We start from the raw sequence: 24,042 nt of genomic DNA, 5'->3' as shown, positions 1-24,042 counted from the left end.
TCGGTGTTGTGCGGGTCACGGTGTGGGGGGATGGGGACGGCTCAGCGCCGTTCCTGGATGCGGATCAGGTTGCCCGCGGGGTCGCGTACGGCGAAGTCGCGTACGCCGTAGGGCTGCTCGGTCGGCTCCTGGACGATCTCGGAGGTACCGGCCTGCACCTTATCGAACGTACGGTCGAGGTCGTCCGTGGCGAGCAGGACGCGGGCGAAGGTGCCCTTGGCCATCATCGCGACGACGGTGGCGCGCTCCTCGTCGGTGACGGCCGGGTCGGCGTACGGCGGCTCCAGGACGAGGGACGTCTCGGGCCGGCCGGCGGGTCCGACCGTGATCCAGCGCATCGCGCCCTGGCCGACGTCGTTGCGGACCTCGAAGCCGAGGACGTCGCGGTAGAAGGCCAGCGAGGCGTCCGGATCCTGGTGCGGAAGGAAGGCGGAGTGAAGGTTGATGTCCATGTCCGTCACGCTAATCCGGCTTCCCGGAGCGCGCTTCTCGATTCCTGACCGGTCGTGTCACCTGCTTCTCCAGACACGACGGCACCCCCGCCTCGCTCTGCTCCGCCTCCTCCGCCCGGCGCCGGTAGACGCTGGGCGACACCCCGACCAGTTCGGTGAAACGGGTGCTGAACGTGCCCAGCGACGAGCAGCCGACCTCGAAGCAGACCTCGGTGACGCTGAGATCGCCGCGCCGCAGCAGCGCCATCGCCCGCTCGATGCGCCGCGTCATGAGATAGCCGTACGGGGGCTCGCCGTAGGCCCGTCGGAACTCCCGGCTGAGATGGCCTGCCGACATGTGCACACCACGGGCAAGCGCCTCGACGTCCAGCGGCTGGGCGTACTCCCGGTCGATCCGGTCACGGACGCGGCGGAGCCGTGCGAGATCGCTGAGATGCTGTGCAGGATCGGTTCTGCTGGTCACCCGCGAAATCGTGCCACGCCCGGGCGCGGAATACCCGGAATACCCGGCAGCGGCCCAGGACCGCGCCGGTCGCAGGCGCGCAACGCCGAAAGCAGCGACGAAAGCAGCGCCGAAAAGGGAGGACCGCGGGCCATCAGGCCCTCGGTCCTCGACGTGTCATCCGCCGGGCAGCCGCGTCAGGCGCCTTCCCCGTCAGCTGCCACCACACCCCCGGCACGGGCGGCGGGACGACCGGCGGCCGGTCGTCGCAGGCAGGCTCCACAGGACACGGGCGCGCCCGGGAATCGGACAGTCTTCAAGGCCGGGTCCGTGGAGACAGGGCAGGCCGATCGGCATGGACGACCCCCTGACGGCTCACCCGGCGTCATGCGGTTGGGGGCCTCAGCAGGGATCTACGGGGTGGGGAGTCCGGCGGTCACCATGCGCAGAGCCCGGGGCAGCAGAACCTCCATCGGCTCGTCCGCGCCACCCTGCACGAACAGCTCCAGGGCGACATTGCTGGCGGCCATCACGCTCGCGGCCACCAGGCGAGGGTAGAGATCGGACTCAAGATCCATGCCTGTACGGTCGGCGATCGCCGCGGCCAGCTCCTTCTCCGCGATCTTGCCCGCCCGCAGCATCTCGGCCTCCAGCGCGGGTTCGGCCAGCATCACCCGCAGGCCGGCCGCCCACTCATCGGGGCCTTGAGGCGGCATGTTCTCCACCGCGGGCCCAGGCTCCAACTGCCGCAGCGCCGCGCGCGTGATCGCCTCCCACAGCGGCTCGCCGGGCGGTCCGTGGCGCAGCTCGGCCGCGAGGCGCAGCGAGCGCTCAAGGTGCCGGAAGGCGATCGCTTCGGCCTTGCTGGAGAAGTAGTTGTTGTAGGTGCGCGGCGACACGCCTACCGCTGCGGCAATGTCTTCGACCTTGACCGCACTCCACCCGCGCTCGGCAGTGAGCCGGACGGCGGCCCAGCTCAGCGCCGCGCGCGTGGCCTCTTTCTTGCGTTCCCGTAGACCGCTCATGCCGTTCACACTAACAAAAAATGCGTGGCACGCAATAATTCGCGTCCCGCACCTTTCCGGGTCAGGGCTGAGTCGTCGATCGCGATGCTCCCCGAGGCCGGGGTTCACGACGAACCTCGGGTGCGGGACCACCTACAGGGGGCTGTAGGTGCCGTACTTCCCGGCAAGGGAATTCGTGGCGGCTTCGGCTCCATCCGACCGGGGGCCGGAGACGCACGAGGTAAGGAACTGGCGTACCCGCTGTCCCGTCCAGCCGGCTGCGGCAGCAGCGGGCCAGAGGTGGGTCCCGTCCTGCGGGGACCTGGCTTCGACGAAGACGAAGTCGAGAACGCCGCTCACGGTTTCCTCGTCCAGAGCGAGGCGGAGCATGACCACGGCCTGCAACGCCCCCTCCACAACGGCCTCGTTGTCGGTGCTCAGGCACCGGCGAATCGCCTCGGTGCGGGAGTACCCCTGTAGCTCAGCCGGACGATGGCGTCACCCCCAGCACCATGAACCCGGCGGCGTGGACCGCCGTTGCGGACGCCCCGCACACCCCGGGGGCTGCGCGGAACCCGTTCCTCAGCGGGGCAGCTGGCCCTCGCGGTTGACCTCCGTCACCCTGGCCCGCAGCACGAGGCCCGGCGGGGCCGGACTGACACGGTCGGGCGGGCAGTCCCACTCCGCCCCGCCACCCGGCGGGCGCAGCTGCACATACGGCCCGACCCGCCCCATCACCCGGCCCACCCGCCCGTCCCGGCCGTCGACCGCGAACGACCCGGGCTTCGGCGCACCCGTATCCGGACCACCCGCGTCAGCCGTCATGACCGGCCGCCTCCCGCTCCAGCACCCGCGTCAGCCGCAGCGCCGTATCGAGGTTGCAGCGGCCCAGGTCAACCAGCGCCACCGGATCTTCACCCGCGAACGAGACCGGATCGATCCGCAGCGAGGGCAGCACCACACCGACCCCCGCGAACCCTCCCCGCAGCCGCGCCACCAGTTCCTCCGCCTCTCGCACCCTGCCCGCCGCCGCCTTGCGTCGCTCTGTAGTCGTCATGATCCATTCCTTCCACTCTGAGTAGTTCCGATGCATACCCAGCGTGGCGAATCACTCGTTAGCCTGGAAGAGGTGCTGTTCCAACAACCGCACGTGTGCAGCAGGGAGTTGTCATGCCAGGCCCCAGGAAGCTCGACCCCTCCTCCTCTCCGCGCGCCCTTCTGGGCGCCGAACTCCGCCACCGAAGAGAGCATGCGGGCCTCTCCCAGACCGATTTGGGCGCCCCGCTCTTCGTCAGCGGCTCGTTCATCGGACAGCTGGAGTCCGGGGTGCGGCGGATGCAGATGGACCAGGCGGAGAAGTTCGACGAGGTGCTGGACGCCGACGGCTTCTTCGTACGGAACTGCGCGGCGCTGAAGACGTCCAAATACCCGGAACACTTCGCGGAGGCCGCCGAGGCGGAAGCCCGCGCGGAGGCGATCAGGGAGTACGCGCCCCAGCTCGTCCCGGGGCTGCTCCAGACGGAGGCGTACGCGCGGGCGGTGTTCCGGGCCTACCAGCCGACGGCTGCGGAGAGCGTCATCGACGAGCTGGTGACGACGCGACTGGAGCGCGCGCAGATCCTCGCCGATCCAACCGCCCCGCTGTTGTGGGTGGTGCTGGACGAGGCCGTGCTGCGCCGGGCGATCGGGGGTCCGGAGGTGATGGCGGAGGCGCTTCGGCATATCGCGGGCCTCGCCGGACAGCATCGGATCATCGTCCAGGTCCTGCCGTTCTCGGAGGGCGCCCACATGGCGTTGGAAGGGCCCGTCAAGCTGATGGGGTTCCCGGACGCTCCCCCGCTCGCGTACCTCCAGGGGCTGGGCACCGGGCAGTTGCAGGACGATCCGGCCACGGTCCGTCAGTACGAACTGACCTACGATCTGGTGGTGGCCGGAGCGATGTCGCCGACGGCGTCCCTGGCCTTGATCGAATCGGTGGCGGAGGATTACGACCATGAAGCTGAGCGGTTCTGACTACGACCTGTCCACGGCGATCTGGCGCAAGTCGTCCCACAGCGGGGGCGACGGCGGCAACTGCCTGGAGATGGGCACCTGGCGCAAGTCCACCTACAGCGGCGGCAGCGGCGGCGACTGCCTCGAAATCCTCGACGGCGTGCCCGAGATCGTCCCCGTCCGCGACTCCAAGGTCACGGACGGACCGGCGCTGGTGTTCCGGGCGGGGGCGTGGTCGACGTTCGTGGACGGGCTGAAGAGGTCCTGAGCCGGTTCCAGTCGTTCCCGTGCTCCGACCGCAGGGGTTCGCCGGGTTCGTGGCCGGGCGGCTGGATGCGAGGTGACGTCCGGCGGGCGATGACGCCGCCGGCCCGGCGGGAACCGGGTCCCGGCCATCGCACCGTCCGGACGGCCACCACCCGCCCGACCGGGCTGGGCCCGCCGTGCGCATCGCGGTCTGATCACTCACTGACGCGCAGGGTCGCGCAATCCGCAACCCCCAGCTCCGACAGCACCGCCCGGAGCCGCTCCAGGGCCGCAGCGGAGTCCGCGTCCTCCGCGACGTCGAGGTCGAGATGGCAGCGGCCCGTACCGCCGCCCGCGCCGGTGACCTCGCCGTCGAGCTCGAACGCCGCCTCCAACGCCTCCTCGACCTCGTCACGATCGATCGGCAGCCCCACGAACACGATCTCGACGAACATCCCGGTCCTCTCTCCCGCCCCGGTGAACCGTGGCGATCACCACACTAGATCCGCACCGCCCCCGTGAACGCGCCGTGCCCCACGCCGGGGCGGGTGACCGCGAGCCAGCCGTGGCCCCGCAGGGTGGTCGTCGAGCCTACGCAGGTCGGCTCGACGGACAGGGCGTGCGCCGCGCCGCTGACGTCGGATTCCATGGTGGCGTTGGGTTCGTGCTCGTCCTCGGGGTCGTATGCGGGGTCGGCGGTGAGGGGCTGCTCCCAGTCCATGGGGTCGCCCTGCCACTCCGGCGTCCCGTAACGCCAGTACGCGCGGCGCGGCACGCCGTCGATGGCGACCGCCCAGATCATCGAGTCGCTGTGGACGTCCTGACAGTAGAACTGGGCCTGACCGCAGACCGCGCTGAGGCGGCCGAGAAGGTCGTCCACGTCCCAGGACATGCTGCCCAGCGGTGTGTCGGCGTAGATCAGCCGCCAGCCGTCCAGCTCCGGGGTGACGAACACCCGGAACGCCGTGTGCTCCGTGCCGTCCGGGTCCTTGACCACGGTGGCGTCGTTCTCCATCGCGGAGAGTCCCATGGAGATCGTGCAGGGGACACGGTCATGCAGTCCCATGGCGTCGAAAAGGCCCTCGTACAACGCGCCGGGGACGGCCACCCAGCAGTGGTCGGGCAGGGAGACCGGGGTGTCCTGGGCCGACTTGATGCGGATCAGACGCTCCAGGGCGCTGCGGTCACGCCGGTCGAACTGGTCAAGGCCGCCGATGAGCGCCAGCGCCGTCAGCGCGTGCCGTCTCAGGTGGGCGGGCCCGTCACGGCGGATGCCCCGCAGGGCGGGCCCGGCGTCCGCGCCGATGGCTCTGACGGCCGCCTCGGCATGGTGACGGGTGTACGCGTGGCGGTCGTTCAGAAAGGGGAGGACGTCGGTCAGCGTGCCCGCAGCGGCCTCGCCGAGGTTCTGCAACCCCCACAGGGCCTGGATCCGTATGTCCCTCATGGGGTGGGAGAGCGCGGCCTTGTACCGCGGGACGCACCGTTCGTCGAAGCCGCGCAGCACATGGCCCAGTTCCCACCAGTCGGGAACCTTCTCGGCCCGTGCCCGGGACTCCACCGCCGCGTCGAACCCGGCGGGGCCGATCAGACGCAGAGCGTCCCGCAGACTCCACATGGCCGGTCGGCTCACCGTGCCCAGCGCGGCCACAAGTGCGGGCGCCGCGTCGGCACCGGCCTCGGCGAGCCGCCGGACGATGTCGGCGGTCGCCTCCGCGTCCTGTCCAACTCGGTCGAGTTCAGCGATGAGTTCGGCAACGCGCTCGTCAACACGTCCGGCCATGCGTTCGACTTGATCCATGCGGCGGACAATAACCGAGTGGACTGACACCGGCGCACGACGTCCGCATGCGTGCGGCGCCTTCATCTCGGACATCTCGGAGGGATGGGCGGACGCCGCCGCGCACCTCGCCTCAATCCTCGGAGCTCAAGCCCCGAGATCCGAGCGCTCTTTCAGAGGAATGGTTGGCGGGATTGATTTCCCACCCACCCTCCCTGCCTGGCGCGTTGACTTTTCGCGATCGACTTGCGACGGAGGGTAGCGACGCTCTAGCGTCAGCCCAGACACGACGGCCCCCGCCGGTGCGCAAACACCGAGCAGGGGCCTGACCAGGACGATCGAACGGACCCGATCTCATGGCTGCCGACCAGCTTAGTGCCGCCCCTGTTTCCCCGTCCGGACCCGTGCCCACGCTCGACCATCCGATGGCGAACCCCGGATACGGCAAGCGTTCCGCACCGGACCAACGCGCCCGTACCGGCCATGCCTTCGCGCACCTCCTCCCCCGTGACGCCGCTGTCGCCGCGTACATCGACGGGCTCTGCGAGGGCGCCGACATCTCCGTGAAGACCCTCGCCAAGGTGCTCCCGTACGGGCAGTGCGCGCTCCGGACCACGCTGAACAGGCTCCAGGAGGCCGGACACCTGCGCCGGGGCAGTGAGTGCGTGGCGACCGAGGAGGCGCTGATCTGGGTGACGCGCACGTTCTTCTCCCGCACCGCGCGCGAGGACGAGTGGTGGGCGGCGTACATCCGGGGCGACGCACCGAAGGCACCCCAACGCCCCACCCGTTCCCGCTCGTTCATCCTGCTGGCCGCGCTCGGGAAGGCCGCGCCCTCACTCCAGTTGTCCGAGCGGGACTGCCTGCACCTGGAACCGGGCCTCAGCGAGTGGTTCGAGCGGGGCGCCACCGAGGCGCAGGTCCTGCGGGCGCTGACCGAGGGCCTGCCGGTGCGCGTCCACCATGCCGCCGCCCTCGTCCGACGGCGGCTGCTGGACAAGCTGCCGCCCTCCGTCGTCGCTCCCGTCCGCAAGGTCGTCCTGCGGACCCTGGAATGCCGCGAATGCCGGGCGCCCGGCAGCCCGGAGGCGATGCCGGGCGGCATCTGCGGAGCGTGCGACGGCAGCCCGGGACCCGCCGCCGCCCGGGGCCCGGAGGGTGCCGTGCCCGTCCAGGGCGTACGGGCGCGGATGAGCGAAGTACGGGCGGGCCTGGCACCCAGGAACGAGCGCGCGGGCCGCCGGAACGGGTGAGGGGAATCGCGGGACCGGCTCTCCAGGGTGGGGTGTTGACGGGCGACGGGGCGAAAGATCTGATCATTTAGCCCGATCGAGGGCGGAAGGCCGTTTTCGGGAGGAAGCCGGTCCATCGGCATGGATGATCTTGGCCGAGGTGCCTCCGCCCGAGGGCACGTATCGGCCCCGGGCATCCTTCGCCGACCCTGGAGAATCCATGCGACACCCCGTCTCCCGCCTGCGTACGCGAGCCCTGGCCGTCGGACTCGCGCTGGCCGCGGCCACGCTCGTGCCCGCCGGCTCCGCCGGTGCGGCCGATGCGTACGAGTGGGCCGCCCTGGGCGACTCGTACACCGCCGGCGGCTTCGTCGGTGAACCGCTGCCCGCGCTGGGCGACCCCTCGCGGGACGGGTGCGACCGCACCTCCGACGCCTACCCGGGCCTCGTCGAGCGGGAACTCGCCGAGTTCCCGCCGGGCAAGGCCGTCAACCTGACGAACGTCAGCTGCGGCAACGCCACCATCAACCACATCGCCACGACCAAGCAGACGCCGATCAGCCCGGTCGAGCCCCCGGCCGCCGGCTGGGCCGCCGTGGACACGCAGATCAAGCGGGCCGCGCTCGGCGACGGGACCGACGTCGTCACCGTCGGCGTCGGCGGCAACAGCCTGCCCTTCGGCGGCATGCTCCTCACGTGTCTCACGGAGGGCGCCACCGGGAAGACCTGCCGCGACAACTACACCAATCCCCCCGAGGGCGAGGAGAGCATCGACGACAAGCTCGCCCGGGTCCAGGACGAGTACATCGAGATGCTGGCCCACGTCCACCAGGCCGCGCCCAACGCCAAGGTGATCACGGTCGGCTACCCGGCCGTCCTGCCGGACGACGCCGGTGACTGCAACCGCCTGTCCCTCGGCGAGCTCGGTCCGATCGCCCACAGCGACATCAACTGGCTCCGCGACGACGTCCTCAAGCAGCTGAACAACACCATCAAGCGCGTCACGGAGTTCTTCGGTGACCGCTACGTCGACGTCTACACCTCCAGCGTGGGCCACGACGCCTGCCAGCCGGCGGACACCAAGTGGGTCGAGGGAATCTGCGGCGAGGCCCCGAGCTACTGGCCCGCCAACGTGGCCGGCACGATCCTGAACTGCGCCCCCTTCAACAAGCGCGCCACCCTGGTCCACCCGAACGCCGCAGGACACGCCAACACCGCCCACCACGTCGAGCGCGCCATCCGCATCGCCCTTCTGGAACGCTGACCGGATCCCGGCACCAGGCCCGGCGCCCGACAGCCCGGCAGCCCGGCAGCCTGGGGAAGGAGAACACGTACGGCCCGCCGGATGTCCGGCGGGCCGTACGTGTCGGAGCAAGTCGGTCCGTACGTGTCGGAGCAGTCGGGCCGTCCGGGTCAGGCCGTCAGTTCCGGGCCGCGCGGCGGCGGACCAGCAGGACCGCGCCCGCACCGACGGCCAGGGTCGCGGCAGCCGCGCCCGCCAACGGAAGCGTCGAACCGGAGCCGGTGGCGGCCAGGCCGCCACCGGTGGAGCCGGACTTCACGGAGACGTCCGTCGCGGAGCCACCGGTGGAACCGGAACCGCCTGTGGAGGCGGAACCGCCGGTCGAAGCGGAGCCGGAACCACCCGTGGACGCGGTGCCCGAGCCGCCCGTGGTGGACGTCGAACCGTCACCGCCCGCCGATCCGCCCGTCGATCCGCCAGCCGATCCGCCAGCCGTGGAGCCGGAACCGCCGGTCGAGGCCGTGCCGTTGTCCAGCAGCAGCGTGGCGGTGTCGTTCTTCTTGTTGTTGTCGTAGGGGCGCTCCTGCCCTTCGAGAGTCACCGTGAACCTGGCTCCGGGCACCGCCTTGTCGACGCGCAGCGTGAAGAGCCACTGGTCGGTGAAGCCCGCCTTCACGGGGGGATTGGTGTAGGGGGAGCAGCTGTAGCTACCGGTGGCGACCTTCGTGCAACGGTTGTCCCTCTTCGTCACCGTCGTTCCGGCAGGGATCTTGACCAGGGCCTTGACCAGCGGCTTTACATCGTCGTAGTAGTAGTGCACCCAGCCCGGCCCGGCATTGGTGAACTTCGCCTCCAGCGTGACCGTGTCCCCGACGCGTTCGGTCTCCCGTGCCGCCGCCTGGAAGTCGGCCGTGTTCACCACGTTCACCGCCAGAATGGCGGAGTCCCACTGCCTGTCGTCGACCCGGGACGGGTGATCGCCGTCGCCCACCGGAGTGTTCGGGGGCAGCTCGGTCAGCTCCACCGCAGGTCCGCTTCCGGGAAAGGTGTGGACGGGGCCGCCTTCGGAGGGGTCCATCTCCTGCCCGGGGTCATAGGTGCTGATCATCACGGAGACGCTCTCGTTCAGCCCGTTGTCGAGGACCTTCAACGTCGGAGTCTTCTCCAGGGCGTAGATGCCACCGCCTTTCACGGTCTGGTTGAACGTGCAGACCACGAGGTTCGCGTTGGATTCGATGTCGCGCCCCACGCGGTCACAGTTGGAAGGCAACTCCGCCGGTATGGCCAGCCCCGAACCGACGTGGTAGCTCAGGTGGACCTTCTCGATATCGGTGGTCCCCTTGTTCGCGAAGGTGCCGGGCAGCACGACGCTGCTGCCGATCTTCACTCCGTCCAGGGACGTCACCGGACCCAGCAGCAGGTCTCCTGGCGTGGCGGCGGTGGCGGGCACCGCGGCCGCCGCGGCCAGGAGGGCGGCGGCCCCGACCGCGACGGCCGCGCTGCGGAGAGGACGGAGACGGACGGCAACAGTTCCGAGCATGGGCAGATCCCTTGCAGTAATGCGATAAATACGTACGGAGGAACGGCTGGGAAACACCAGTTCCGACAGAGCAGACACTCCAGCCCCTCAGACGGTTGTACGACACATGCGCCGCCGCGGGTCCGCCTCGCCCCGGACCCGCACCCAAGGAGGCCAAAAGCGCCGTACCTTCAACACCCCTTCCCACGAATGGTGTTGTCGGCTCCGCATAGCGTCACGCCACGGTCGGCGATTCATCCGGGGGCCGTAACAGAAACGGATTCCGCGTGCCCCCACCGCTCGGCCGAGGTCACACTCCCCTGTATCGCTTGCACACAGTCCGGCCCGGGGCCGGTCACGGGGGAAGAGGAAAGCACCATGAACTCCATCAGCTCAAGGACTCTCAGATCCGGTTCCGTACGCCGGACGCTGCGCGGCACCCTCCTGGGGGCGGGGGTGGCCGCGGCCCTGCTGACGGCCACCGCCTGCCTGCCCGCCGGGGGTGACGACGAGTCCGCCGCTCCGTCGAACTCCGCCCCGGCCGCGCAGAATCCGTCGAAGAGCGCCGAGCCCTCGGGTGACTCCGGGACCGGCACCAGCGGCGCGACGGACGAGGCGACCGGGGACAGCGGGGAGACCGGCGGCGGCAACGGCACCAGCCACCAGGACTGCGAGGCCACCGGCCTCAGGACCTCGGTCGAACTCCAGGACCCTTCCGGGGACACCCCCCGCCACTTCCTGCTGACCGTCACCAACGGCAGCACATCGCCCTGTGTCCTCAACGACGCACCGCTGATACGGCTCGGAGCCGGTGACAGCGCCCCGACCGTCGAGACGCTCGGAGAGCCGGACACCGAGCCCGTCGTCGTCGCGGCAGGCGGCAAGGCCTACGCCGGTCTGTACGTCTTCGGCAACGACGAGGGAGGCGAGGCGGAGTACGACCAGGCCACCAGGTTCACCGCCACCCTGGTCGCCGGTGAGGGCACCGAACTCAGCGGCACACTCGTCTTCAACCTCCCCGGCGGCCTGCGCTCCGTCTCCTACGACGACGCGGCACGGGTGAACGGCTGGGCCGGCACGGAGGGGCTGGCCATGCGGCCGATCAACCAGCTCTGACCGCCCCGTACGACGGCCCACCCACCTGGTCCCGGGGGCGCCTCCGCCCCCGGCCCCACCAGGGCAAGGCTCTCTGCCCTCGGGGGGCCTGGCCGTGACCATATCGCCCGGGTATACAGGGAACGTTCACCCTGCCCAGCCCGGAAGGTCACCCGGATGCGCCCGCACGCCTCCAAGCCCGCCCACGACGAAGCCGGACCCGACCGGGCGAGGGCGCACAAGCCTTCCCGTACGCCGGAGGCGGCCGGGAACGCAGCCCCCCAAGGGCTGTTGCCGCTTCCGCGCGCGGCGGGGAACGCCGCCGTGGTCCAGCTGCTGCGGCAGGCGGGCCACCCCGGGGCCGAGGAGACGCACCGGCACGGCGACGGCTGCGGGCACGAGCCGGGCGGACCTGCCTCGGTGCAGCGCTCCGCCGTCCACGACGACATGCGGCCCTCCGCCGTGCACGACGTGCAGCGCTCAGCGGTTCATGACGTGCTGCGTTCCGCCGGGAAGCCCCTGGACAGCGGAGTCCGTACGGACATGGAGGCCCGGTTCGGCGCCGACTTCACCGACGTACGCATTCACAGCGACGGCGCCGCCCGTACCTCCGCCGCCGCGATCGGCGCTCGCGCGTACACCTCGGGAAGCCACATCGTGCTGGGCGACGGAGGAGGCGACCGGCACACGCTGGCCCATGAGCTGACCCATGTCATCCAGCAGCGTCAGGGACCGGTGAGCGGCAGCGACAACGGCGGCGGCCTGCGGGTCTCCGACCCCTCCGACCGGTTCGAACGCGAGGCGGAGGCGAACGCGACGCGCGTCCTGTCCGGCAGCGCCCCGGCCCGTACGGCGGCCGAGGCCACGGCACCCGCACACGGCTCCGGCGAACCGTCCGTGCAGCGGATGCGCAGCAACAACCCCCACGCCGACGGCGGCGCGCACAACGGGTGGGAACTGACCGCGCACCACGTGGTCGCGCACTCCCAGCTGACCGGCGCGCTGGATTCCGTGGGCGGCGACAAACGGGCCACCCTGCTGCGCCAGGCCGTTCCCCAGGTGATCACCGACACGATGCTGGACAACCTCAAGGTCGAGATCCCGGCGCACATGAACCGGGACGACTTCAGGACCAGGTTCCGCGCCGCGCTGGTCAGGACGGGCGGCGGCGACTCGGCCGAGTTCCTGGGGAACAACCTCAACGAGATCCGCTACGCCTTCTACGAGTGGCAGGGCGGCAACCAGTTCCTCGGCCCCGGCACCAGCCTCCGCGCGGAACCGACCAGCAGCGGGGAGGACACGGACTACGACGGCCAGAGCTTCTCCCCGCTCGGCGACGCCCGGTTCGCGAACCTCACCGCTCTCGGGGACGAGCTGAAAACCGCGAACAGGGACAGGGACCAGAAGAAGCAGGCTCGCCTCCTGCGCGAGATCCTGAACATCACCGTGAACGCCACCCCGCGTCCCTTCGACGCCAGTGCCTGGACCGAGGTGACCTCGGTGGCCGAGGTGGACCGGCTGGCCGAGGCCCTGGGCCGGGCCCATATGCGGGACTACACCTACTTCATGATGCGGATGGACGACATCACGAGGGGCAGGTACACCGGGATCTCCCACAACGAGGAGAAGACGAAGTTCTTCTACTTCGGCCAGCCGATCCACCCCATGGAGATCAAGGGCTCGTTCATCTACTTCAAGCTGAACACCGCACAGGAGACGGTCGTCACGAAGGAGAAGGTGGCGGTCTCCGACCTCCTCCCCGGCGCCCAGGTCAGCGGCTCGAACGTGGAGTTCGGCCTGCCCGACGGCGGCCACGTCAACAACGGGGTCCTCACTCTGGACGGATACGCCGGATCGCTCCCCGTCGAGGACATCGGCGGGGGCCGGTACCGGGTGAGCCAGACCATCTACAGGAACCGGAAGCTCGACACCGACGCCGCCGGAATGAAGCTGACCGACTACTGCGTGGAGGTCGGCGTCCCGACCTCCACCTTCCTGCCCCGTGTGCTGGTGGAGGCGATGGCCTAGGGCCGTCTAGATCACGACGGGCCACGTCCCAGTCAGCTCCGCTCGTCCGTTCCGTGCGGCAGCACGAGCGCGGAGTCGGCGTGCACGGTGACCCGCACCGGCACGAACTCCGTTGCGTCCCAACGGGGTTCGCCCGTGCCGGGGTTCGGCGCATAGCGCGGGTGCGCGCCCGCGCTCAGCTGCCAGCGGATGCGGTGCCCGGCGGCGAAGCGGTACGCGGTGACGCCCATCGGGACGGTGACACGGGCCGGGTCCTCGCCCGGCGTACGCAACCGCGCGAACCCGTCGCAGACGTTGGTGGAACGCCCCGCCGCGTCCACGTCGCACAGCCGGGTGAAGACGTCCCCGTGCCCGGTGTCCGTGGACGCGCTGATCCGCGCGGAGACCGCGCCCAGCACCGTGACGGGTTCGGTCAGGACCGGGCCGGTGAACGTGAGGACGTCGTCGCGGGACTCCAGGATGCCGTTGTCCCGGGCCCCCGCCGTGCCGGAGAGCAGGGGGCCGCCGAGGGAGGGGGTGGGGTCGGCCGGGTCGTGGCGGAAGGTGGCCAGGGCGGCCGTGTCGGTGGGCGGCTGCCGGGTGAGATGGCCGTCGGCGGTCGGGAACCACGAGGTGGTGGCGGGGGTGAGCGGCCAGGCGTCGAGGTCCTGCCAGGCCGCGTCCGCGCCGCCCGTGTGGACGCGTACGGGGGTGGGGCGCAGCTGGGAGGGGTCGTCGCACAGGTGGGCGCGGAGCCAGGCCAGGCTCTCGGCGAACACCTCGGGCCAGCCCTGCTGAAGGGCTGAGGTGTGGGTCCAGGGGCCGACGAGCAGGGAGGCCTCGCCGCCCGCCGCGCGCAGTCGCGCGTACTGCTGGAAGGTCTGGCCGACGAGCATGTCGTGCCAGCCGGTGACCAGGGCGGTGGGGATGCCCGGCCGCTCGGCCGCCCGGCCCGCCGACGCCCCATGCCAGTACGGGTCGTCCGCGTCCGGGTGCGCCGTCACGTCGTCGAGCCAGGGCACGTCCTGCCCGAGTCCGGCCGCGTACGCACCCCGCAGCGGACGGGCGTCGACGATGTCGCCCAGGTGGCGCTTGAGGCGCAGCGTCGCCTTGATGAACGGCCCCATGCCCTGGTGCTGGTACGTCATACCGGCGCCGACCGCGAGCGCGTTCTCCAGCTGGAGCACACCGTCGGTGTGGAAGAGGGCGTACGGGTCGTGCAGGCCGACCTGGACCACCATGGCCTTCAGTTCCGGCGGCGGGTCGAGGGCGAGCGCCCACTGGACATAGCCGAGGTAGCTGGGTCCGACGGTGCCCAGGGTGCCGTTGAACCAGGGCTGTTCGCGCAGCCAGTCAACGGTGGCGAGGCCGTCGGCGGCCTCGTTGCGCCAGAGGTCGAAGGTGCCGCCCGAGCCGCCGGTGCCCCGGCAGCTCTGAAGGATCACGTGGAAGCCCTGTTCGGCGAAGAGCATCCCGTACTGGGGGGACCAGGGCACGCCCCGGCCGTAGGGCGAGCGCACGAGGAGGGTGGGGAAGTCGCCCTCGGCGCGGGGGAAGTAGTGGTCCGTGATCAGGGGGCTGCCGTCGGCGGCGGGGACGCTCAGCCCCGGCTCCCAGCCGGCCCGGTGGCGCTTCGGCGGCAGGTTGCGCCAGGTGGCCCGCATCATCCGGGCGGAGAGCGGGGGCTTCGCGGCCGACGGCGTCCAGGCGGGCTTCGGCAGGGCGTCGTGCGTGCGTGATGTCATCGTTCGCCTCCATCGCTCAAGTCATTCTCGTACTGTGTACGAGAATAGACGATGCTTGGATGACCTCGACAGGAGGAGCAGCTGTGAGGAAGGGAACGGCAGGATCGTGACCCGTACAGAGGGATCCGGCGCCACCGGCGTGGACCCCCGAGAACTCTGGCTGACCCCGGACCGGCCCCGCCGGGGGCGCAGGCCCGCCTTCAGCCGCGAAGCGATCACCGTGGCGGCCGTCGCCCTGGCCGACGCCGAGGGCATCGACGCGGTCACCATGCGGCGGGTCGCCGCGGAGGTGGGCGCCGGAGTCATGTCGCTCTACAGCTACGCCCCCGACAAGGAGACGCTGCTGGACCTGATGATCGACCACGTCAACGGCGAACTCCTCACGTCCGCCCCGACCGCCGCGACCGCCCCCGAAGGCGAACCCCCGGCCGCCGCCCCCGCACCCTCCGAAGGCGAACCCCCGGCCGCCGCCCCTCTCACCGGCGACTGGCGGGCCGATCTCAAGGCCATCGGGCGCCTCCAGCGCGCGCATATGCTCCGCCACCCCTGGCTGGCCACCGCCGTGCCCGCCCGCCGGACGCTCGGGCCCCGCACTCTCGCCTTCCTGGAACACGCCCTGGCCGCCCTGCGGCCCAGCGGTCTCGACGGCGGCGCCCGGCTGGAGGTCTTCGCCCAGCTCACCGCGTTCGTGGCCGGGCATGTGGCGCATGAGGTGGCGCAGGCCGAGGCCGCCCTGTCACCGGACCGGGCCGAGGCCGAGGCGCTCTACCTCGCCGCTGTCGCGGCGGACGGCCACCATCCGGAGCTGGCCGAGGCCCTGGCCTCCGCCGGACGCCCGGTCACCCCCGACGCCACGTTCACCCGCTTCCTGAACCGCCTGGTCGACGGCCTCGACGCGGACTGACACCGCTGGCCGCTGACCCGCACCGCTGACAACCGACAGCCGACCACCGGCAGCCGGCAGCCGGCAGCCGGCAACCGGCAACCGGCAACCGCAACGGGACAGCGCGGCCTTGCCCTTCCGCGTCCGGCGGGGCGCGGGCGCGCAGGGGCATACGAAAACGACACCGGCCCCCGGGGATTGCTCCCCGGGGGCCGGTGTCGTCTACAGCTGTGCGGGAACTACCGATCCGTCAGGATCAGAAGTCCATGTCACCGCCCGGCATGCCGCCCGGAGCGCCGGCAGCGGCCTTCTCCGGCTTGTCGGCGATGACGGCCTCGGTGGTGAGGAAGAGCGCGGCGATGGACGCGGCGTTCTGCAGGGCGGAGCGCGTGACCTTCGCCGGGTCGAGAATGCCCTCGGCGATCATGTCGACGTACTCGCCGGTCGCGGCGTTGAGGCCGTGACCGATCGGCAGGTTGCGGACCTTCTCCACGACGACGCCACCCTCAAGACCACCGTTGACGGCGATCTGCTTGAGCGGGGCCTCCAGCGCGAGCTTCACGGCGTTGGCGCCGGTCGCCTCGTCGCCCGTGAGGTCGAGCTTCTCGAAGACGGCCGAGGCCTGGAGCAGCGCCACGCCACCACCGGCGACGATGCCCTCCTCGACGGCGGCCTTGGCGTTGCGCACCGCGTCCTCGATGCGGTGCTTGCGCTCCTTGAGCTCCACCTCGGTGGCCGCGCCGGCCTTGATGACGGCCACGCCGCCCGCGAGCTTCGCCAGGCGCTCCTGGAGCTTCTCGCGGTCGTAGTCCGAGTCGGAGTTCTCGATCTCGGCACGGATCTGGTTGACGCGACCCTGAACCTGGTCGCTCTCACCGGCGCCGTCGACGATCGTCGTCTCGTCCTTGGTGATGACGACCTTGCGGGCACGGCCGAGCAGGTCCAGGCCGGCGTTCTCCAGCTTGAGACCGACCTCCTCGGAGATCACGGTGCCACCGGTGAGGATGGCGATGTCCGCGAGCATGGCCTTGCGGCGGTCACCGAAGCCCGGAGCCTTGACGGCGACGGACTTGAACGTGCCCTTGATCTTGTTGACGATCAGGGTGGAGAGCGCCTCGCCCTCGACGTCCTCGGCGATGATCAGCAGGGACTTGCCCGACTGCATGACCTTCTCCAGCAGCGGGATCAGGTCCTTGACGCTGCCGACCTTCGAGTTGACGATCAGGATGTACGGGTCGTCGAGCGACGCCTCCATACGCTCCATGTCGGTCGCGAAGTAGGCCGAGATGTAGCCCTTGTCGAAGCGCATACCCTCGGTGAGCTCCAGCTCCAGACCGAAGGTCTGGGACTCCTCGACGGTGATGACGCCTTCCTTGCCGACCTTGTCCATGGCCTCGGCGATGAGCTCGCCGATCTGGGCGTCAGCGGCGGAGATGGAGGCGGTCGAAGCGATCTGCTCCTTGGTCTCCACGTCCTTGGCCTGCTCCAGGAGAGCGGCGGAGACGGCCTCGACGGCCTTCTCGATGCCCCGCTTGAGGGCCATCGGGTTGGCGCCTGCGGCCACGTTGCGAAGGCCCTCGCGGACGAGCGCCTGAGCGAGAACGGTGGCGGTGGTCGTACCGTCGCCGGCGACGTCGTCCGTCTTCTTGGCGACCTCCTTGACCAGCTCCGCACCGATCTTCTCGTACGGGTCCTCCAGCTCGATCTCCTTGGCGATGGAGACACCATCGTTGGTGATCGTGGGGGCGCCCCACTTCTTCTCAAGGACGACGTTGCGGCCCTTGGGGCCGAGGGTGACCTTGACGGCGTCGGCGAGCTGGTTCATGCCGCGCTCAAGACCGCGCCGGGCCTCCTCGTCGAAGGCGATGATCTTGGCCATATGAAGTGGTCCTCCCGGACAGGGGTGGATTTCTCCGGACCGAGTGGCGCCCGCGACGGACGGCCTGCGTGTCTGCCGGTTCCTTGCCCCGGAGACCTGCGGGCCTCACCGGCCCGGTCCAAGTTTCTGTCACTCTCACCCAGAGAGTGCTAAGCCAATAATTAGCACTCGACCCCTTCGAGTGCAAGCGCCTCTGGCTCCTTGGGCGGTGGCGGCCGGACGACGGACGGTGCGGGCGTCACCCTCCGGAGCAGGGACAGCCGTGAAGGGGTTGACGGAAGCGGCCCGGCACCCGCGGAGCGCCGGAGCACGCGGAGCACCCAGACGCACGGACCGCGCGGAGCACCCGGGACCGCACGGCACACCCGGACCGCACGGAGCGCACAGAGAGCCGGGTACGCGCCGGATACGCGCCGGAGCACGGCACGCACAGCGTCCGGGCCCGGACGCGCGGAGGGCCCGTACCTGTGGGGTACGGGCCCTCCGTGCGTGAGTAGTGTCGTTGGCCGACTGTTTCGCGGCCGGCGGGCTCAGCCGACGGCGAGCTTGACCATGTCCGCCTGCGGCCCCTTCTGGCCCTGCGAGATCTCGAATTCAACTCGCTGACCCTCTTCGAGGGTGCGGTACCCGTCCATCTGGATCGCGCTGTAGTGGACGAAAACATCCGCACCACCGTCGACCGCGATGAAGCCGTACCCCTTCTCCGCGTTGAACCACTTGACGGTGCCCTGAGCCATGCCCAACTCCCCTATTACTGGCCCTTGCACGGGACCGCACTTCGCGGACCCGGGTCAGAACTCACCCTCCGACAGGAGAGGGTTCGTGCGCCGGAACGCCTCGACCGCGGCCGAATGTATCTGCCCAACTGCCCTCTGCAACAGGTCAATCGGACGAGAATTCTGAGCCGTTTCGATCGCCCCAATATGGGGATTTCGTGGGAATCCAGGGCAAGTCCGACCAGGCAAAGGCGACTTATGGCGCAAGGTGCTCACGTACTTTGGCTGCATCTTGTCGCGGCCAGGCGCATTCTCATATGCGGGCGGCGCGGGCAGCGGAGGGGACTTCCCTCACCCTACCGCGCTCAACCATGCAGAATTGCCCCCTCCGCTTCTCTCGCGGAGGGGGCAATTCAGGTGACACGGTGAAGTCGGGCCGGCCCTTGCCGAAGGGCCCGGACCCGCGGGCTCAGCAGCCGCCGGCGACGGCCGGGATGATCGAGACGCCGGCACCGTCCGGGGTGACCGCGTCCAGGCCGCCCTCGAAACGCACGTCGTCGTCGTTGACGTACACGTTCACGAAGCGGCGCAGCTTGCCCTGGTCGTCCAGGACACGGGCGGCGATGCCCGGGTGGTCCTTCTCCAGGGAAGCGATGACCTGGGAGAGGGTCGTGCCCTCGGCCGGGACCTCGGCCTGGCCGCCCGTGTAGGTGCGGAGGATGGTGGGGATACGGACCTTGACGCTCATGGTGTGCCCTTCCTGAAGTCTCGGGGTGGTCGGAAGCTTCTCAGCCGGTGGCGAGCCCGGCGGCGCGGAAGGCGTCCAGACTCGGGCGGATCGTGGCGCTCGCCTGCGAGGTGGCGGCCACCGCGTCCAGTGTCTTGAGGCCGTCCCCGGTGTTCAGGACGACAGTGGTGAGCGACGGGTCCAGCAGACCGGCCTCGATCAGCTTCTTCGTCACTCCGACCGTCACCCCGCCCGCCGTCTCGGCGAAGATGCCCTCGGTGCGGGCCAGCAGCTTGATCGCGTCGACGACCTGCTCGTCGTCGACGTCCTCGACGGCGCCGCCGGTGCGGCGGGCGATGTCCAGGACGTACGGGCCGTCGGCCGGGTTGCCGATCGCCAGGGACTTGGCGATCGTGTTCGGCTTCTGCGGGCGGACGACGTCATGACCGGCCTTGAAGGCGGCGGAGACCGGGGAGCAGCCCTCGGCCTGGGCGCCGAAGATCTTGTACGGCTTGTCCTCGACCAGGCCGAGCTTGATCAGCTCCTGGAGACCCTTGTCGATCTTGGTGAGCTGGGAGCCGGACGCGATCGGGATGACGATCTGGTCGGGGAGCCGCCAGCCGAGCTGCTCGCAGATCTCGTAGGCGAGCGTCTTGGAGCCCTCGCCGTAGTACGGGCGCAGGTTGACGTTGACGAAGCCCCAGCCCTCGCCGAGCGGGTCGCCGATGAGCTCGGAGCAGAAGCGGTTGACGTCGTCGTAGTTGCCCTCGATGCCGACCAGCTCACCGCCGTACACCGCGGCCATGACGACCTTGCCCTGCTCCAGGTCGTGCGGGATGAACACGCAGCTGCGCAGTCCGGCGCGGGCGGCGGCGGCGCCCACGGCGCCGGCGAGGTTGCCGGTGGAGGAGCAGGACAGAGTGGTGAATCCGAAGGCGCGGGCGGCCTCGACGGCGATCGCGACGACGCGGTCCTTGAAGGAGTGCGTCGGGTTGCCGGAGTCGTCCTTGACGTACAGACCGCCGGTGACGCCCAGCTCGCGGGCGAGGTTGTCGGCCTTGACCAGCTTGGTGAAGCCGGGGTTGATGTTGGGCTTGTCCGCGACATCGGACGGGACCGGCAGCAGCGGCGCGTAGCGCCAGATGTTGTTCGGGCCGGCCTCGATGCGCTTCCTCAGCTCGTCCGGGGAGCCGCTCGGCAGGTCGTACGCCACTTCGAGCGGCCCGAAACAGGACGCGCAGGCGAAAATGGGACCGAGTGCGAATCGCTCTCCGCATTCGCGGCAGGAAAGCGCGGCGGCGGGACCGAGGTCCACGGATGATTCGGCGTTTGCTGCGGCAGATGTGGCGGGTGCGGCAGTCTCAACAGCCATGATGGCGAGGCCCTTTCTCCTCATCTTCCTCGCGACGCATTTCGTCACGAGACGGAATTGGCACCTTCCCCACCTGACCTCGCGGTCGGCGGGAGGGTTGCCGGGACTTCAACGGGCCGTTCCCTCTGTCCCTCTGGATGAGCGCTGTGGCACTGGATCATGGATCCAGGCGTTTATCGGCGGATGACCCCGGCATGCGACGGCCATCTGCGTTGTTCAAGACTGTAACCGAAGCACCGGACTGTTGAGATAGCCGTCCGTACCGCGAGATGGATCACATACAGGGAGTATCGACCGTGCTGGAAGAGGTCGAACGCTGGCTGACCAGGCGTTCCTGGTCAGCCGCCGACCGTCCGCTGGACCTTCTGCTGGACGCGAGAAACGGCTTCGGGAGCAGCGTGCAGGGGCCGCGCGTGAGTGTGGTGCTGCCCGCGCTGAACGAGGCGGAGACGGTCGGCGACATCGTCACGACGATCCGGCGCGAGCTCATGGAGAAGGTCCGGCTGGTGGACGAGCTCGTGGTGATCGACTCCGGCTCGACGGACGCCACCGCCGAGGTCGCCCGCCGGGCGGGCGCCCGGGTCGTCCACCGCGACGCGATCCTCCCCCGCATCCCCGCCACCCCGGGTAAGGGCGAGGTGCTGTGGCGGTCACTCCTGGTGACCAGCGGCGACATCGTCTGCTTCGTCGACGCGGACCTGAAGGACTTCTCGGCCGACTTCGTCTCCGGCATCGTCGGCCCGCTGCTGACCGATCCGGATGTGCAGTTCGTCAAGGCGATGTACGACCGTCCGCTCGGCGGCACGGCCGGGCAGGGCGGCCGGGTGACCGAGCTGGTGGCCCGGCCGCTGCTCAATCTGCACTGGCCGCAGCTGGCCGGCTTCGTCCAGCCGCTGGGCGGCGAGTACGCGGTACGCCGTTCGCTCCTGGAGCGGCTGCCCTTCCCGGTCGGTTACGGAGTGGAGCTGGGCCTGCTCGTCGACTCCCTGCACACGGTCGGCCTGGACGCGCTCGCGCAGGTGGACGTCGGGGTCAGGATCCACCGCCACCAGGACGGCCAGGCGCTCGGACGGATGGCCGCCGCCATCTACCGCACCGCCCAGCTGCGGCTCTCCAGGGGACATCTGGTCCGCCCCTCGCTGACGCAGTTCGAGCGCGGCGAGCACGGGTTCGTCCCGCGTACGTACCCGGTGGACACGGAGGAGCGGCCGCCGATGCTGGAGATCGAGGAGTACCTTTCACGCCGTGCGGCGTGACCCCGGCCGACTTCGCACGTTTGGGCGCTTCGTGATCGGGCTAGATTCCGCCCATGGTCTCCGAGCACGCCCCTCAGCCCGCTGCCCAGGTCCTCGTCGCGTCGAACCGCGGGCCGGTCTCGTACACGCTGCGTGAGGACGGCACCCTCGACTCGCGGCGCGGCGGGGGCGGGCTCGTCTCCGGGCTGAGCGCGGTGGACGACAAGATGTGGGTCTGCGCCGCCCTCGGGGACGGTGACCGCGAGGCGGTGCGGCGCGGGGTCGGGGAACCGGGCATCCGGATGCTCGACATCGACGCGGAGGTGCACGCCGACGCGTACAACGGCATCGCGAACTCGGTGCTCTGGTTCGTCCACCACATGCTCTACCAGACCCCCGTCGAGCCGGTCTTCGACGCGGAGTTCCGGCGGCAGTGGGCCTCCTTCGAGACGTACAACCGGGCCTTCGCCGCGGCGCTCGCCGAGGAGGCGGGCGAGGGCGCGGCGGTCCTCGTGCAGGACTACCACCTGGCGCTGGTGCCGGGCATGCTCCGCGAGCTCCGCCCCGATCTGCGGATCGGCCACTTCTCGCACACCCCGTGGGCGCCCGTCGACTACTTCCGGCTGCTGCCCGACGACATCGCGGAACAGCTCCTGCACGGCATCCTGGGTGCCGACCGGGCGGCCTTCCTGACCCGCCGCTGGGCGGACGCGTTCATCGGCTGCTGTACGGAGATCCTCGGCGGCACCGGCCACACCCGGATCGGGGTGCACGGCCTCGGCGCCGACGCGGACTTCCTGCGCCGCCGCTCCCACGAGGCGGATGTGGACGAGCGGATGGCGGCGCTGCGGGAGCAGGTGGGCCCCGGCCGAAGGACGATCGTGCGGGTGGACCGTACGGAACTCTCCAAGAACATCGTCCGGGGGATGCTCGCCTACCGCGCCCTGCTCGACGAGCGGCCCGAGTGGCGCGGGCGCGTCGTCCACATCGCGTTCGCCTACCCCTCACGCCAGGACCTGGCGGTCTACCGGGAGTACACCGCCGAGGTGCAGCGCGTCGCCGACGCGATCAACTCGGCTTACGGGACGGCGGACTGGACCCCGGTCGTCCTCCACGTCAAGGACGACTTCGCGCGCTCGCTGGCGGCGTACCGGCTGGCGGACGTCGCGCTCGTCAACCCGATCCGGGACGGGATGAACCTGGTCGCCAAGGAGGTCCCGGTCGTCTCCGACGACGGCTGCGCGCTGGTGCTGTCGCGCGAGGCGGGGGCGTACGAGGAGCTGGGCACGGACGCGATCACGGTCAACCCGTACGACGTGTCCGCCACCGCGGACGCGCTGCACGAGGCGCTGACAATGGCGGACGACGAACGGGCGGCCCGCACGGAGCGGCTGGCCGCGGCGGGCACGGCGCTGCCGCCGCAGCAGTGGTTCCTGGACCAGCTAGAGGCGTTGCGCCAGGGCTGACAGGAACGCCACGACGGCCCCGGGCCCGGGAAGCGTCAGGTCGGCGCGTTCGGCCAGCTCGGGCACCTCCGCGCCGCTACAGACCAGCAGACCGGGGATGGTGTCGGGGCCTTTGGTGCTGTGGGTGCCTTTGGTGCTGTGGGTGCCTTCGGTGTCGCCGGTGCCTTCGGTGTCGCCGGGGCCTTCGGTGCCTTCGGTGCGGAGCTTCTCCACGGCTGCGTACGCGGCCAGATCGCCCAGGTCGTCACCCGCGTAGAGCACGGATCCGGCGCCGGTCTCGCGCACGTACCGGGTGAGCGCCACGCCCTTGTCCATGCCGGAGGGGCGCAGTTCCAGGACGAGCCGGCCCGGCTCGACGATCAGGCCGTGGCGGGCGGCGAGTTCGCCCAGGGGGCCGCGCAGGGCCTCGAAGGCGGCCTGCGGGTCGGCGGCGCGGCGGGTGTGCACGGCGAGCGCCTGGCCCTTCTCCTCTGTCCAGGTGCCGCGCCAGGAGTCGAACCTGTCGAGTACGCCCGGGAGTTCGGCCCGCACAGCGGCGACGCCGGGGTGCGGTGCCGGGGCGCGGACGGTGCCGGTGACGGCGTCCCAGCGTTCGGCGCCGTAGTGGCCGAGTACGACGAGATGGTCCAGCCCCGCGACCCCGGCGAAGCCGCCGTAGCGGACCGCGACACCGGCCGGGCGGCCGGTGATCACGGCGATCGACGCGACCTTCGGGGCGAGTGCGGCCAGTGCCTCGACGACGCCGGGATGGGCACGGGCCTGTTCGGGGTCCGGGACGATGTCGGCGAGCGTTCCGTCGAAGTCGAGTGCGATGACAGCGCGGTCGGGCCGGGCGAGGAGCGCCGCCAGGCCCTCCTGGCCGGCGGGGGTGGCCGGGTCCGGCAGAGATGGGGTGTGCGAGTGGCTGCCCATGGCCCGAGCCTACCGGCGGCTGCCCGTCGCACCGGGCCCGTCGGCCGGGTCGGCCCGGTCGGCCGGGTCGGTTTCCGGACCGCCCGGCCCGGGTG

24 protein-coding genes and 1 riboswitch are annotated in these 24,042 nt (G+C 70.6%); of the genes, 9 read left to right on the top strand and 15 right to left on the bottom strand.

The genetic code is table 11. From position 1 onward, the window contains the following. Positions 1-41 precede the first annotated feature (41 nt). The 6 genes from ACZ4LX_RS18715 to ACZ4LX_RS18690 all read right to left on the bottom strand — a co-directional run bounded on the left by ACZ4LX_RS18715 (position 42) and on the right by ACZ4LX_RS18690 (position 2,955). Positions 42-452, bottom strand: coding sequence for a VOC family protein (locus ACZ4LX_RS18715; RefSeq protein ID WP_467645222.1), 411 nt, complete (start codon positions 450-452; stop codon positions 42-44). 10 nt (positions 453-462) lie between these two features. Beyond that, on the bottom strand, positions 463-915 hold the full coding sequence (locus ACZ4LX_RS18710; protein WP_467645224.1) for a helix-turn-helix transcriptional regulator: 453 nt from the start codon (positions 913-915) through the stop codon (positions 463-465). A 392-nt stretch (positions 916-1,307) separates the two neighbouring features. Then, entirely contained in the window at positions 1,308-1,919 is a 612-nt protein-coding gene (locus ACZ4LX_RS18705) for a TetR/AcrR family transcriptional regulator (protein ID WP_467645226.1), read from the bottom strand. A 132-nt stretch (positions 1,920-2,051) separates the two neighbouring features. Beyond that, positions 2,052-2,303 carry a hypothetical protein gene (locus tag ACZ4LX_RS18700; protein ID WP_467645229.1) on the bottom strand — a complete coding sequence of 84 codons (252 nt, stop codon included), beginning with the start codon at positions 2,301-2,303 and terminating at the stop codon, positions 2,052-2,054. A 177-nt stretch (positions 2,304-2,480) separates the two neighbouring features. After that, positions 2,481-2,723: a hypothetical protein gene (locus tag ACZ4LX_RS18695; protein ID WP_467645232.1), complete on the bottom strand. Its 243-nt coding sequence runs from the start codon at positions 2,721-2,723 to the stop codon at positions 2,481-2,483. Beyond that, positions 2,713-2,955 carry a hypothetical protein gene (locus ACZ4LX_RS18690; protein WP_467645237.1) on the bottom strand — a complete coding sequence of 81 codons (243 nt, stop codon included), beginning with the start codon at positions 2,953-2,955 and terminating at the stop codon, positions 2,713-2,715. Before ACZ4LX_RS18690 ends, ACZ4LX_RS18695 begins: the two co-directional genes overlap by 11 nt. Before the next feature lie 113 nt (positions 2,956-3,068). On the opposite strand from ACZ4LX_RS18690, the gene ACZ4LX_RS18685 reads away from it, so the two are divergent. Beyond that, positions 3,069-3,911: a helix-turn-helix domain-containing protein gene (locus ACZ4LX_RS18685; protein ID WP_467645244.1), complete on the top strand. Its 843-nt coding sequence runs from the start codon at positions 3,069-3,071 to the stop codon at positions 3,909-3,911. Further along, positions 3,892-4,158, top strand: coding sequence for a DUF397 domain-containing protein (locus ACZ4LX_RS18680; protein WP_467645249.1), 267 nt, complete (start codon positions 3,892-3,894; stop codon positions 4,156-4,158). Before ACZ4LX_RS18685 ends, ACZ4LX_RS18680 begins: the two co-directional genes overlap by 20 nt. Positions 4,159-4,351: 193 nt before the next feature. On the opposite strand, the gene ACZ4LX_RS18675 is transcribed toward ACZ4LX_RS18680, so the two are convergent. Both ACZ4LX_RS18675 and ACZ4LX_RS18670 read right to left on the bottom strand, forming a co-directional pair. Further along, positions 4,352-4,591, bottom strand: a complete 240-nt coding sequence (locus ACZ4LX_RS18675; protein WP_467645255.1) for a hypothetical protein — start codon at positions 4,589-4,591, stop codon at positions 4,352-4,354. Positions 4,592-4,635: 44 nt separating this feature from the next. Then, positions 4,636-5,937 (bottom strand): HEAT repeat domain-containing protein, encoded by a 1,302-nt coding sequence (locus ACZ4LX_RS18670; RefSeq protein ID WP_467645258.1) that lies wholly within the window; start codon positions 5,935-5,937, stop codon positions 4,636-4,638. Between the two features lie 335 nt (positions 5,938-6,272). Between ACZ4LX_RS18670 and ACZ4LX_RS18665 the strand changes: the two genes are divergently transcribed. Together ACZ4LX_RS18665 and ACZ4LX_RS18660 are read left to right on the top strand one after the other, a co-directional pair. Beyond that, the gene (locus ACZ4LX_RS18665) at positions 6,273-7,169 is read left to right on the top strand and encodes a hypothetical protein (RefSeq protein ID WP_467645261.1); all 897 of its coding nucleotides are present in this window, start codon (positions 6,273-6,275) and stop codon (positions 7,167-7,169) included. 199 nt (positions 7,170-7,368) lie between these two features. Further along, positions 7,369-8,412 carry an SGNH/GDSL hydrolase family protein gene (locus tag ACZ4LX_RS18660; RefSeq protein WP_467645264.1) on the top strand — a complete coding sequence of 348 codons (1,044 nt, stop codon included), beginning with the start codon at positions 7,369-7,371 and terminating at the stop codon, positions 8,410-8,412. A 157-nt stretch (positions 8,413-8,569) separates the two neighbouring features. Here ACZ4LX_RS18660 and ACZ4LX_RS18655 read toward each other — a convergent pair whose 3' ends face one another. Further along, entirely contained in the window at positions 8,570-9,931 is a 1,362-nt protein-coding gene (locus tag ACZ4LX_RS18655; protein ID WP_467645267.1) for a hypothetical protein, read from the bottom strand. A 357-nt stretch (positions 9,932-10,288) separates the two neighbouring features. Between ACZ4LX_RS18655 and ACZ4LX_RS18650 the strand changes: the two genes are divergently transcribed. Together ACZ4LX_RS18650 and ACZ4LX_RS18645 are read left to right on the top strand one after the other, a co-directional pair. Then, positions 10,289-11,026 (top strand): DUF4232 domain-containing protein, encoded by a 738-nt coding sequence (locus tag ACZ4LX_RS18650; RefSeq protein ID WP_467645272.1) that lies wholly within the window; start codon positions 10,289-10,291, stop codon positions 11,024-11,026. Between the two features lie 156 nt (positions 11,027-11,182). Beyond that, positions 11,183-13,033, top strand: coding sequence for an eCIS core domain-containing protein (locus tag ACZ4LX_RS18645; RefSeq protein WP_467645277.1), 1,851 nt, complete (start codon positions 11,183-11,185; stop codon positions 13,031-13,033). A gap of 32 nt (positions 13,034-13,065) precedes the next feature. On the opposite strand, the gene ACZ4LX_RS18640 is transcribed toward ACZ4LX_RS18645, so the two are convergent. Next, positions 13,066-14,757 carry a CocE/NonD family hydrolase gene (locus tag ACZ4LX_RS18640; protein ID WP_467645282.1) on the bottom strand — a complete coding sequence of 564 codons (1,692 nt, stop codon included), beginning with the start codon at positions 14,755-14,757 and terminating at the stop codon, positions 13,066-13,068. A 106-nt stretch (positions 14,758-14,863) separates the two neighbouring features. Here ACZ4LX_RS18640 and ACZ4LX_RS18635 point away from each other — a divergent pair, with 106 nt between their 5' ends. Further along, positions 14,864-15,661: a TetR/AcrR family transcriptional regulator gene (locus ACZ4LX_RS18635; protein WP_467645287.1), complete on the top strand. Its 798-nt coding sequence runs from the start codon at positions 14,864-14,866 to the stop codon at positions 15,659-15,661. A 235-nt stretch (positions 15,662-15,896) separates the two neighbouring features. On the opposite strand, the gene groL is transcribed toward ACZ4LX_RS18635, so the two are convergent. The 4 genes from groL to thrC form a co-directional block, all read right to left on the bottom strand. Next, the gene (gene groL, locus ACZ4LX_RS18630; protein ID WP_467645293.1) at positions 15,897-17,519 is read right to left on the bottom strand and encodes a chaperonin GroEL; all 1,623 of its coding nucleotides are present in this window, start codon (positions 17,517-17,519) and stop codon (positions 15,897-15,899) included. A 530-nt stretch (positions 17,520-18,049) separates the two neighbouring features. Next, a complete protein-coding gene (locus ACZ4LX_RS18625; RefSeq protein ID WP_003967346.1) occupies positions 18,050-18,256 on the bottom strand; it encodes a cold-shock protein in 207 nt (68 codons plus the stop codon). A 448-nt stretch (positions 18,257-18,704) separates the two neighbouring features. Then, a complete protein-coding gene (locus ACZ4LX_RS18620; RefSeq protein WP_467645297.1) occupies positions 18,705-18,983 on the bottom strand; it encodes a MoaD/ThiS family protein in 279 nt (92 codons plus the stop codon). A gap of 40 nt (positions 18,984-19,023) precedes the next feature. Beyond that, complete coding sequence (gene thrC / locus ACZ4LX_RS18615) at positions 19,024-20,334, bottom strand: threonine synthase (RefSeq protein ID WP_467645301.1); 1,311 nt, start codon at positions 20,332-20,334, stop codon at positions 19,024-19,026. Between the two features lie 17 nt (positions 20,335-20,351). Beyond that, positions 20,352-20,478, bottom strand: a riboswitch (SAM riboswitch). A 152-nt stretch (positions 20,479-20,630) separates the two neighbouring features. On the opposite strand from thrC, the gene ACZ4LX_RS18610 reads away from it, so the two are divergent. Together ACZ4LX_RS18610 and ACZ4LX_RS18605 are read left to right on the top strand one after the other, a co-directional pair. Then, the gene (locus ACZ4LX_RS18610) at positions 20,631-21,590 is read left to right on the top strand and encodes a glucosyl-3-phosphoglycerate synthase (protein ID WP_467645304.1); all 960 of its coding nucleotides are present in this window, start codon (positions 20,631-20,633) and stop codon (positions 21,588-21,590) included. A gap of 53 nt (positions 21,591-21,643) precedes the next feature. Next, positions 21,644-23,035, top strand: coding sequence for an alpha,alpha-trehalose-phosphate synthase (UDP-forming) (locus tag ACZ4LX_RS18605; protein ID WP_467645308.1), 1,392 nt, complete (start codon positions 21,644-21,646; stop codon positions 23,033-23,035). Here ACZ4LX_RS18605 and otsB read toward each other — a convergent pair. After that, positions 23,012-23,947 carry a trehalose-phosphatase gene (otsB, locus tag ACZ4LX_RS18600; RefSeq protein WP_467645312.1) on the bottom strand — a complete coding sequence of 312 codons (936 nt, stop codon included), beginning with the start codon at positions 23,945-23,947 and terminating at the stop codon, positions 23,012-23,014. The genes ACZ4LX_RS18605 and otsB overlap by 24 nt on opposite strands. Positions 23,948-24,042: the final 95 nt, after the last annotated feature.

This window comes from Streptomyces sp. NPDC026062 (assembly GCF_055568375.1).
Note: the sequence above shows the minus strand (reverse complement) of the source record. Positions and strands in the feature narration are given on the sequence as shown.